The organism is Vibrio sp. Vb1755 (genome assembly GCF_033338635.1).
GTDB classification, from domain to species: Bacteria; Pseudomonadota; Gammaproteobacteria; order Enterobacterales; family Vibrionaceae; genus Vibrio; species Vibrio alginolyticus.
The window spans coordinates 132,232-143,065 of sequence record NZ_JAWOTA010000010.1 but is presented as its reverse complement, the minus strand read 5'-3'; the positions used below and the strand labels follow the sequence as shown (position 1 = coordinate 143,065).

The window sequence follows — 10,834 nt, the reverse complement described above, 5'->3', positions numbered from 1 at the left end:
TCATGGAAATTTCGTGCTAGTAACCAATGTGCCCAGTATAAGCACAAAGAGGCAGATACGCTATTGACCTAAAACAACTCAACTAGAAGTCAAAGGGCGATTCAGAATCTATCGTCCGGTTGTGCAGTGATGAAGGTGAGTGGGAAAGAAAGGCGTCTGCTGTTAGCAGATTCTTAGTCTCGCTTGAGCTCGCTAGAATGACCAGGTCTTTTGATTTAGATGTTGTCTAAGTCACCGTCATTCTGAACAGCGAGGAGCGAGTGTGATTCAGAATCTATCGTCCCAATAGTGCCGTGGTTAAGGTGATTGGGAAAGAATAGGAGCTTGCTGTTAGCTGAGTCTTAGTCTCGCTTGAGCTCGCTAGAATGACCAGGTCTTTTGATTTAGATGTTGTCAAAGTCACCGTCATTCTGAGCAACGAGGAACGAGTGTGATTCAGAATCTATCGTCCTGTTGTGCAGTGGTGAAGGTGAGTGGGAAAGAATAGGCGTCTGCTGTTAGCAGACTCTTAGTCTCGCTGGATCTCGCTAGAATGACGAGAGCTTTTGATCTAGATGTTGTCTAAGTCACCGTCATTCTGAACAGCCAGGAACGAGGTGATTCAGAATCGATCATCCGATTGTGCAGTGGTGAAGGTGAGTTGGAAAGAAAGGCGTTTGCTGTTAGCAGATTCTTAGTCTCGCTTGAGCTCGCTAGAATGACGAGATCTTTTGATTTAGGTGTTGTCACAGTGGTCGTCATTCTATACAAAAAGCCCAGAAACAAGGTTCTGGGCTTTGGTGGGATAGATTGCGGTTAAAGAATAAAGCGGCTTAGATCTTCATCTTCAATCGTGTCGCCTAGGCGCTCTTTCACATAAGCGGAATTAATAACGAATTTAGCGCCAGATTGCTCCGCTGCGTCGTAAGAGATTTCATCCATTAAGCGTTCCATAACGGTGTGTAAGCGACGAGCACCGATGTTTTCTGTGCTTTCGTTGACCGTCCATGCCGCTTCCGCGATTTGCGTGATGCCGTCTTCTGTGAATTCGATGTCCACATCTTCCGTTTTCATCAATGCAACGTACTGCTCTGTTAGAGAGGCTTTTGGTTCTGTCAGAATGCGTTTGAAGTCGTTGCTGCTTAGTGCTTCTAGCTCAACACGAATTGGTAGACGGCCTTGCAATTCTGGGATCAAGTCAGATGGTTTTGCCACTTGGAATGCACCAGATGCAACAAACAGAATGTGGTCTGTTTTTACCATGCCGTGCTTGGTTGATACCGTGCTGCCTTCAATCAATGGAAGTAGGTCGCGCTGAACACCTTCGCGTGAAACGTCTGGGCCTGAGCTCTCGCCGCGTTTACAGATCTTGTCGATCTCATCGATAAATACGATGCCGTTGTTTTCAACGTTGAAAATCGCTGCTTCTTTTAGCTCTTCTTGGTTTACCAGTTTCGCCGCTTCTTCTTCCGCTAACGCTTTCATTGCGTCTTTGATTTTCAGCTTACGTTTTTTCTTAGTGTCGCCTGCCAGGTTTTGGAACATGCCTTGCAGCTGGTTAGTCATCTCTTCCATACCAGGAGGCGCCATGATCTCTACGCCCATCTGCGGTGCGGCTACGTCGATTTCAATTTCTTTATCGTCTAGTTGGCCTTCACGCAGTTTCTTACGGAAGATCTGGCGAGTGTGAGAAGACTCTTCCGTTTGCTCTGCTTGACCCCAACTATCACGTGCTGGTGGCAGTAGCGCATCAAGAATACGTTCTTCCGCTTGCTCTTCTGCGCGGAATTTCACTTTCTCCATCGCTTGTTGATGCGTCATTTTCACAGCGACATCTGTTAGGTCACGGATGATGGTTTCAACTTCTTTACCAACGTAACCCACTTCGGTGAATTTTGTCGCTTCAACTTTGATGAAAGGGGCATTTGCCAGTTTTGCGAGGCGTCGTGCGATTTCAGTCTTACCAACACCAGTAGGACCAATCATCAAGATGTTTTTTGGCGTCACTTCGGCACGCAAGCTTTCTTCAAGCTGCATGCGGCGCCAGCGGTTACGAAGTGCAATCGCAACCGAACGCTTGGCTTTTTCTTGACCGATAATGTGGCGGTTCAATTCATGAACGATTTCGCGAGGCGTCATTTCAGACATATTCTTTCCTTACTTCGTTACGATTACGCGGTTGGTTTTTCAGGCTCTACTGTTGAGTCTAGCTCTTCTACCGTGTGGTGATGGTTAGTGAAGACACAAATATCACCCGCGATATTGAGAGCTTTTTCCGCGATCTCACGAGCATCTAGATCTGTGTTTTCTAGTAGGGCGGTTGCGGCAGCTTGTGCGTAAGCACCACCAGAGCCAATCGCAATCAGGTCATGTTCTGGCTGTACGACATCACCATTACCGGTAATGATTAACGATGCGGTTTCGTCGGCAACGGCAAGTAAGGCTTCGAGCTTGCGCAAAGCACGATCGCTACGCCAGTCTTTAGCTAGCTCAACTGCCGCTTTGGTTAGGTGACCTTGGTGCATTTGCAGTTTGCTTTCGAAGCGCTCAAAAAGGGTGAAGGCATCCGCAGTACCGCCAGCAAAGCCCGCTAGTACTTGGTTGTTGTACAGGCGGCGAACTTTGCGCGCATTACCTTTCATTACGGTATTGCCTAGAGATACTTGGCCATCACCCGCGATGACGACTTTATTATTTCGACGTACAGATACAATGGTAGTCACAGTCGACCTCTTGATTATTTCTCTTTGGATTTAATTCAGTATATGGGGGAGGAGAAATGGGGATTCAAGGGGGCAAAAAGAAAGGCCCTAGGATCTTAGCTCCTAGAGCCTGAGTTTAAAGATTTTCTTTCCAAATCGCACACGGCTCGATTTTCGCGCGTTGCAGTTTATGACGGTCACGTTCTGCATCACGTTTGAACTTATACGGACCTAGCACCACGCGATACCATGAACTGCCTTCTTTCTTACGAATCTTGCTCGACATCCCTTGGAACGCGATTGCAAGCTTACGCTCTTCGGCTTGTGCCTGGGTTTTGTACGCGCCACACTGCATGATGTAAGGAATTTTAGAAACTTCAATTTCTTTGGCCACAACTTCAACTTCACGTTTCGGTAGTGACTCAACATATTCCCATTTTTCTTCTGGTGGTGGCGGCAAGTCTTTTTTCGGCTTTGGTTTGCTTACAGTGGTTGTTGGCTGCTTCACGACTGGTTGTTTAGGTTCTGGGTCACTACTCAAAAGGTAAAGACCATAGCCAAAACCGCCCACGAGCAAGATAGCGAGCAGGCCACTGCGCCAAGGTTTTTTTCTTTTCGGCGGCTGTTTTTTTGTCGACTTTTTTGGGGCGCCTCGCCCTCGTCTTACATAATCTCTATTTGCCACGGTTATTTCTGGTCATCAAGGATTCTTGCAAATATGTTAATCCAGAACGAGTTGAGAAAACACCCTATTGATAGAATCTTGATAGCTAAAGCGCGACAACGCCCGAGTGTAGGAGTGTGTTTCCGTTCTCACTTACATTTATTCAGGGATACACAAAAAGCAGGAGGGGTAAATAAAAAAAGCGGCGCCTTAGCACCGCTTTGGGGATGAATACCTAATCTTTAGGTTAAGGGCGCTGTGGTGGCGCTGCACTTCCACGAATGACGAGATTAGTTTCAAGCAGACGTGAGCCTGAATGCACGTCGTGGCCTTTTAACATCTCGAGCATCATTAGCATCGCTTGTCGACCAATCTCATAGCGAGGTTGAGAGATGGTGGTCAACGGTGGATCGCAGTACTGAGCGAAGTTAATGTCATCAAAGCCCACAACAGAGAGATCTTGCGGTACTCGTAAGCCAAGCTTTTTCGCTTCTTGAATTGCGCCGATGGCCATTGTGTCACAGTGACAGAAAATAGCCGTTGGTGGTTCTGGCAATTCGAGCAGTTTACGAACGGCTTTTGCTCCGCCATCAAAAGAGAACTCAGTAATGACACTATATTGCGGATCTTTATTGATGCCGGCACGGCGCAGGGCTTGTTGGTAGCCTTGCTGGCGGAATTGACACAATATTGCTGTATCTGGTCCAGAGATTTGAGCAATGCGTTTATGACCTAATTGGGTCAGGTAATTCACCGCTTCAAATGCTGAGGTCAGGTTATCAATATGTACTGTCGGAAGCTCGAGTTCAGGCGCAAATTCACACGCCATTACCATCGGAGGTAAGTTCTTTTGCTCTGGCTTACTGACATCGAATGGTAGATCTGTACCAAGCAGTAGCATTCCATCTGCCTGCTTAGTAAATACGAGGTTAACGAAAGAGCTTTCGCGTTTCTTCTGTTGTCCGCTATCACCCAACAGGACTAGATAGCCATGTTCCATGGCTGCATCTTCAATACCGCGAATAATTTCAGAAAAATAAGGATCACAGATGTCGGGAACGATAGTAACAATGGTTTTTGATTCGTTTCTACGTAAGTTACGCGCTAATGAGTTTGGAGAATAACCCGCTTCAAGTACGGCATCTTCTACTCTCTTTCTTGTAGAAGAAGAGACTTTCTCTGGATTCATTAAGGCTCGAGATACCGTAGCCGTAGACACTCCCGCAAGCTGGGCAACATCCTTCATTGTCGCCATAGTTTTTAACCTCTCATTTATTTTTTGCCAAGATGACGTTATTCCGGTTTGAAATCAGAGTAATCAAACCGAGTTAGAGCTGTGTTTGCTCTTCGCTCAGTTCGTGTTAACGAGTGGGAAAATGGATTCTTCACCGCGATATCAATTTGTGGGAATAGTCATTGTTTTAATCTAAGCCTGTGCAAACAAGTCACTTTAGACTTTTCTAATTTGGATAGTCTATTCATTTCTAAAGTGAAAGTTACGGTCTGTTTAACAAAAATTGTAATCTTGGTGTGATACTGGTCACATTAAATGGTAATTCATTACATAGTTAAACGTTTGCTAGCTGAGATCTTGTGGTTCTATGTCTAAATTCCAGCGCACTTTCTTAGCATTTGGCAACAACTCAATAGCAGGTTTGGCACTGGTTAATAACTTTTGCATCAATGAACGATGCTGAGTTTGCAGTAATAGTTGCCAACGGTATTTACCAGCCCGCTTGGCCAAAGGTGAAGGAGTTGGGCCTAACACCATGCAGGAATCATCGAACAGAGGGTGTGACTCTAACGTAAAGCGAACCTGACGCAGGAAGTCTTCAACTACCTCACTTTGGTTCGCCTCTGCTTTAAACAGAGTCAAGAAACTATAAGGCGGAAGCTGAGCCAGTTTGCGTTCTTCCAGAGCAGTCATAGCAAAGTGGCGATAGTCTTTTTGAAGTAGGGCCTGCAGCAAGCTGTGCTCAGGATGGTGGGTTTGTAGGATAACCTCGCCAGGTTTACTTGCGCGGCCGGCACGACCTGCGACTTGAATAAACAACTGCGCTAGTCGCTCGGAAGCGCGGAAGTCACTACTATAAAGAGAGCCATCAACATCCAAAAGAGCAACGAGCGTTACATTTGGAAAATGGTGCCCCTTAGCCAGCATTTGGGTGCCAATCAGAATTTGATGTTCACCTTTACGAATCGATTCAAGGGCATCTTCCAAACTACCTTTGCGGCGTGTGCTGTCTCTGTCGATGCGAATGGCGTTGTATTCTGGAAATAACTGAGCCAATTGTTGTTCGAGTTGTTCCGTTCCTACGCCGACGGTAACCAATTGGGTTGAACCACACCCCTGACATTGATGAATCACCGGTTGTTGTGAGCCGCAGTGATGGCAGCGTATTTCGTTGCTGTAATGGTGGAACGTATAGTACGCATCACAGCGTTTACATTCTGCAATCCAACCGCATTCATGGCACATCAAAGCGGGCGAAAAGCCTCGACGGTTAAGAAACAACATTACTTGATTGCCCGCTTTTAAATGCTTGCGCATCTCGGCAATCAGTTGGGCAGATAAGCCACTTTCTAAATACTGACCTTTTACATCTAACACTTTATTGGTGGTTGGTACGGCAGAGCCAGCTCGTTGGGTTAGTGTTAAATGGTGATACTTGCCTGACAAGGCATTGTGCAATGTCTCCAGTGCAGGTGTGGCTGAGCCCAGAACAATCGGAACTTGTTCTTTATGAGCGCGCATTACAGCAACATCGCGTGCATGATAACGCAAGCTATCTTGCTGTTTGTAAGAGGTGTCATGTTCCTCGTCCACAATGATAATCCCGAGATCAGCAAAAGGCGCGAGTAGGGCAGAGCGTGTGCCGATAATGATTCCGGCCGCTTTGTCGCGTGCAGAAAGCCACGCATTCAGACGCTCCGTCTCGTTTAACCCGGAGTGGATGACGTCAACTGGCACATTAAAACGGCGTTTAAAGCGGTTGATGGTTTGGGGCGTTAAGCCAATCTCTGGTACTAAAACCAAGGCTTGTTTCCCTTGCTCTAAAACTGGCTTGATAAGGTTGAGGTACACTTCTGTCTTACCTGAGCCCGTGACGCCTTCTAATAAATAGGAGGCAAAACCTGTTTGGCTATTTACACTCGCAATAGCCAGCGCTTGTTCGTGGTTGAGCTTTGGCTTTTCGACGTCGCATTCAACGTGCTGTCCCCACTGGGTGATTACAGGCTTCTTCTCGATACGTTCAATCCAGCCTTTCTCTTCTAAAGACTTTAGTACTGTTGAGGCTATCTCTTGGTCGACAAATTCCTGGTGAGGCAAAGCGCCGTTAACCAACATTTGCAAGACCTTCTGTTGTTTGACCGCTCGACGATCAAGCCCTTGCATCAGCTTGTCTTTACCGGATTCGGTAATTTGCCACTCTTGTAGCGTCGCAAAATCTGCAGGCTTTCCTTTACGTAGAGCTGCTGGCATCGCATTGTGTAGCGTATCTCCAAGTGGGTATTGGTAGAACTGGCTGCACCAAGTCAGCAACGAATAAAGCTTTTCAGACCATATCGGCTGAGAATCAAGAACTGCTTTGATTGGCTTGAGTTGATCTTTGGGAAAGTCCGAGTGATTAACCATCGCGGTGACGATGCCAACTAACGTTTGGCGTCCAAAAGGTACGGAAACGCGTCCACCAATGCTCGGAAACAGGTGCCCCGGAATGGCGTAATCAAATTGTTTGTCGAGCGGAACGGGTAATGCCACTCTAGCAATGGTTGGACGCATAAATTCTTAGCTATTAAAAAAGAGGGAAAGGAAATGAGAGTCTATTAAAATCGGTATGGAAATTCGAGTAAAGCAATGCGATTCAGCGTGAATCGTGCCTCTATGATTAGTCTGGCTAAAAAAGTGGCGAAAAAGTTGCCAAATGTGTTGATCCGAGCAATGTGATTCTTTACTATATCGCGCCTTGAGATATGGCGTCGGCAATTAGTTGATGCGGTATCCCATTTTATTATTAATTGCGTGTGGTGTGCGGCTTAGATTCGTATAGCGACACGGCCTACTATTGAGGTTATCCCATGAAAGCTGGTATCCACCCAGAATACAAAGCAGTAAAAGCGACTTGTTCTTGCGGCAACTCTTTTGAGTTCAACTCTACTCTAGGTAAAGAGTCTATCCACCTAGACGTATGTGACAAGTGTCACCCATTCTACACTGGTAAGCAACGTATCGTTGATACAGGCGGCCGTGTTGATCGCTTCAACAAGCGTTTCGGTGCACTATCAAGCGGTAAGAAATAATAGCAGCCGCTATTACGATTACAGTTTAGAAAAGGACGCTTCGGCGTCCTTTTTGTTTAATGGCTACCAAGCGAAGAGGGATGTATAGGGTTTGGAATATTCCCGATTATTTTTCACTCAGCGCTTGCAACCTAAAGTGTGATCTGTATAATGCAGCGCACTGGTTAAGCCAGTTGTGAACCAATGAGCAGTGAGGAGCGAGCAAATCTAAGGATTTGCGAGGTAATGTATACTCAGCTTATGTTCGCGGTTAATACAATTAGCTATCTTTTCTTCGGAAAAACTATCCTCAAAGGTGACTTTGGCATATAGGGATAGTTAATCGAAAATTAACTGACAATGCGTCCTAATCTTGGATGCTACGGTTTCACATAAATCAATCGGCATTCTCTCGTCTTGACGAGTTTGAGTGGCGATATTGTTTGTGTAATTTATTAAATTTGGAGCTCTGTCTCATGCAGAACCAACGTATCCGTATCCGCCTAAAAGCTTTCGATTACAAACTAATCGATGCTTCTACAGCGGAAATCGTTGAAACAGCTAAGCGCACTGGCGCACAGGTTCGTGGTCCAATCCCACTGCCAACTCGTAAAGAGCGTTTCACAGTTCTTATCTCTCCACACGTTAACAAGAAAGCACGTGACCAGTACGAAATCCGTACTCACAAGCGTCTAATCGACATCGTTGAGCCAACAGACAAGACTGTTGATGCTCTAATGCGTCTAGACCTTGCTGCGGGCGTTGACGTTCAAATTAGCCTAGGTTAAGGGAGATTAGAAGTATGATTGGTCTAATCGGTCGTAAAGTGGGCATGACCCGCGTATTTACTGAAGAAGGCGTTTCTATCCCAGTAACAGTTGTTGAGGTTGAAGCTAACCGTGTTTCTCAAGTGAAAACTCTTGAAACTGACGGCTACGCAGCAATCCAGGTTACAGCTGGTTCTAAGAAAGCTAACCGCGTAAACAAAGCTGAAGCAGGTCACTTTGCTAAAGCTGGCGTTGAAGCTGGTCGCGGTCTTTGGGAATTCCGTTTAGAAAACGGCGAAGAGTTCGAAGTTGGTTCAGAACTAACTGTTGAACTATTCAACGAAACTAAGAAAGTAGACGTTACTGGTACATCTAAGGGTAAAGGTTTCCAAGGCGCTGTTAAGCGTTGGAACTTCCGTACTCAAGATATGACTCACGGTAACTCATTGTCTCACCGTGCTCCTGGTTCTATCGGTCAATGTCAGACTCCAGGTCGCGTATTTAAAGGCAAGAAAATGGCAGGTCACATGGGTGCTGAGCGTGTAACGACTCAAAACCTAGAGATCGTACGTGTTGACGCTGAGCGCAACCTGCTTCTTATTAAAGGTGCAGTCCCAGGCGCAACTGGCGGCAACGTGATCGTTAAACCAGCTGTTAAAGCATAACGTCTCAGGAGTAAGTAATGGAACTAATGGTTAAAGGTGCCGATGCACTAACTGTTTCCGAAACTACTTTCGGACGTGAGTTTAACGAAGCTCTTGTACACCAAGTAGTTGTTGCGTACGCAGCAGGTGCTCGTCAAGGTACTCGTGCTCAAAAAACACGTTCAGAAGTTTCTGGCGGTGGCGCTAAGCCATGGCGTCAAAAAGGTACTGGCCGTGCGCGTGCTGGTACAATCCGTAGCCCAATCTGGCGTACAGGTGGTGTTACTTTTGCTGCGAAACCACAAGATCACAGCCAAAAAGTAAACAAAAAAATGTACCGTGGTGCTATGAAGAGCATTCTTTCTGAGCTTGTTCGTCAAGAGCGTCTAATCGTTGTTGATAACTTCTCAGTTGAAGCACCAAAGACTAAAGAGCTAGTTGCTAAGCTTAAAGAGCTTGAGCTAACTGACGCTCTAATCGTGACTAGCGAAGTAGATGAGAATCTATTCCTAGCTGCTCGTAACCTATACAAAGTTGACGCACGTGATGTTGCTGGTATCGATCCAGTATCTCTAATCGCGTTTGACAAAGTTGTAATGACTGCAGAAGCAGTTAAGCAAGTAGAGGAAATGCTAGCATGATCACTGAAGAGCGTATCCTAAAAGTTCTACGTGCACCGCACATCTCTGAAAAAGCAACTATGGCAGCTGAGAAAGCGAACACTATCGTTTTCAAAGTAGCTAAAGATGCGACTAAAAAAGAGATCAAAGCAGCTGTAGAAAAGCTATTTGAAGTTGAAGTTAAGTCTGTAAATACTCTTATCACTAAGGGTAAGACCAAACGTCAAGGTCTACGCCAAGGTCGCCGCAGCGACGTTAAGAAAGCGTACGTTACTTTGAAAGAAGGTCAAGATCTTGACTTCGTTGGCGGCGCGGAATAACAGGAGTAGTTAAAAATGGCTATTGTTAAATGTAAGCCGACTTCCCCTGGTCGTCGTCACGTTGTTAAAGTTGTTAACGCTGACCTACACAAGGGCAAGCCATACGCACCTCTTCTAGAGAAAAACTCTAAGAACGGTGGTCGTAACAACAAGGGTCGTATCACAGTACGTCACATCGGCGGTGGTCACAAGCACCACTACCGTGTAGTTGACTTCAAACGTACTAAAGATGGTATTCCAGCGACAGTTGAGCGTCTTGAATACGATCCAAACCGTAGCGCAAACATTGCTCTAGTTCTTTACAAAGACGGTGAGCGTCGCTACATCCTAGCACCTAAAGGTGTTGTAGCTGGTGATGTTATTCAGTCTGGTGTTGATGCACCAATCAAAGCTGGTAACACTCTACCAATGCGTAATATCCCAGTAGGTTCAACAGTACATAACGTTGAACTTAAGCCTGGTAAAGGTGGTCAGCTAGCTCGTTCGGCTGGTGCTTACGCTCAAATCGTTGCTCGCGACGGTGCGTACGTAACTATCCGTCTACGTTCTGGCGAGATGCGCAAAGTTCTTTCTGAAGGCCGTGCAACAATCGGTGAAGTTGGTAACTCTGAGCACATGCTACGTGAACTTGGTAAAGCAGGTGCATCACGTCATCGCGGTATCCGTCCAACGGTTCGTGGTGTTGTAATGAACCCGATTGACCACCCACATGGTGGTGGTGAAGGTCGTACTTCTGGTGGTCGTCACCCAGTATCTCCTTGGGGTATGCCTACTAAAGGCTTCAAGACTCGTAAGAACAAACGCACTGACAAGTACATCGTACGTCGTCGTAACAAGTAATCTATATAAAGAGGAAT

Annotated in this window: 11 protein-coding genes; 6 read left to right on the top strand and 5 right to left on the bottom strand. The window is 46.1% G+C overall.

Translation table 11 applies throughout. From position 1 onward, the window contains the following. Positions 1-795: 795 nt before the first annotated feature. From hslU to priA, 5 genes are all read right to left on the bottom strand, one after another. Complete coding sequence (hslU, locus tag R7E00_RS11740; protein ID WP_047101881.1) at positions 796-2,127, bottom strand: HslU--HslV peptidase ATPase subunit; 1,332 nt, start codon at positions 2,125-2,127, stop codon at positions 796-798. A 23-nt stretch (positions 2,128-2,150) separates the two neighbouring features. Continuing rightward, complete coding sequence (gene hslV / locus R7E00_RS11735) at positions 2,151-2,702, bottom strand: ATP-dependent protease subunit HslV (RefSeq protein ID WP_005383176.1); 552 nt, start codon at positions 2,700-2,702, stop codon at positions 2,151-2,153. A gap of 115 nt (positions 2,703-2,817) precedes the next feature. After that, entirely contained in the window at positions 2,818-3,366 is a 549-nt protein-coding gene (ftsN, locus tag R7E00_RS11730) for a cell division protein FtsN (protein ID WP_047101882.1), read from the bottom strand. Positions 3,367-3,592: 226 nt separating this feature from the next. Further along, positions 3,593-4,621 (bottom strand): DNA-binding transcriptional regulator CytR, encoded by a 1,029-nt coding sequence (gene cytR, locus R7E00_RS11725; RefSeq protein ID WP_254901949.1) that lies wholly within the window; start codon positions 4,619-4,621, stop codon positions 3,593-3,595. A 303-nt stretch (positions 4,622-4,924) separates the two neighbouring features. After that, positions 4,925-7,129: a primosomal protein N' gene (gene priA, locus R7E00_RS11720; RefSeq protein ID WP_262606267.1), complete on the bottom strand. Its 2,205-nt coding sequence runs from the start codon at positions 7,127-7,129 to the stop codon at positions 4,925-4,927. A 296-nt stretch (positions 7,130-7,425) separates the two neighbouring features. Here priA and rpmE point away from each other — a divergent pair, with 296 nt between their 5' ends. The 6 genes from rpmE (at position 7,426) to rplB (ending at position 10,817) form a co-directional block, all read left to right on the top strand. After that, positions 7,426-7,647 carry a 50S ribosomal protein L31 gene (rpmE, locus tag R7E00_RS11715; protein ID WP_005379546.1) on the top strand — a complete coding sequence of 74 codons (222 nt, stop codon included), beginning with the start codon at positions 7,426-7,428 and terminating at the stop codon, positions 7,645-7,647. A gap of 455 nt (positions 7,648-8,102) precedes the next feature. Further along, the gene (rpsJ, locus tag R7E00_RS11710; RefSeq protein WP_004410492.1) at positions 8,103-8,414 is read left to right on the top strand and encodes a 30S ribosomal protein S10; all 312 of its coding nucleotides are present in this window, start codon (positions 8,103-8,105) and stop codon (positions 8,412-8,414) included. Between the two features lie 14 nt (positions 8,415-8,428). Then, positions 8,429-9,058, top strand: coding sequence for a 50S ribosomal protein L3 (gene rplC, locus R7E00_RS11705; protein WP_005379555.1), 630 nt, complete (start codon positions 8,429-8,431; stop codon positions 9,056-9,058). A 17-nt stretch (positions 9,059-9,075) separates the two neighbouring features. Then, a complete protein-coding gene (gene rplD / locus R7E00_RS11700) occupies positions 9,076-9,678 on the top strand; it encodes a 50S ribosomal protein L4 (RefSeq protein WP_005379556.1) in 603 nt (200 codons plus the stop codon). Then, positions 9,675-9,977, top strand: a complete 303-nt coding sequence (rplW, locus tag R7E00_RS11695; protein WP_004398471.1) for a 50S ribosomal protein L23 — start codon at positions 9,675-9,677, stop codon at positions 9,975-9,977. Before rplD ends, rplW begins: the two co-directional genes overlap by 4 nt. Before the next feature lie 15 nt (positions 9,978-9,992). Further along, complete coding sequence (gene rplB / locus R7E00_RS11690; RefSeq protein ID WP_005383168.1) at positions 9,993-10,817, top strand: 50S ribosomal protein L2; 825 nt, start codon at positions 9,993-9,995, stop codon at positions 10,815-10,817. The last annotated feature ends 17 nt before the right edge of the window (positions 10,818-10,834 follow it).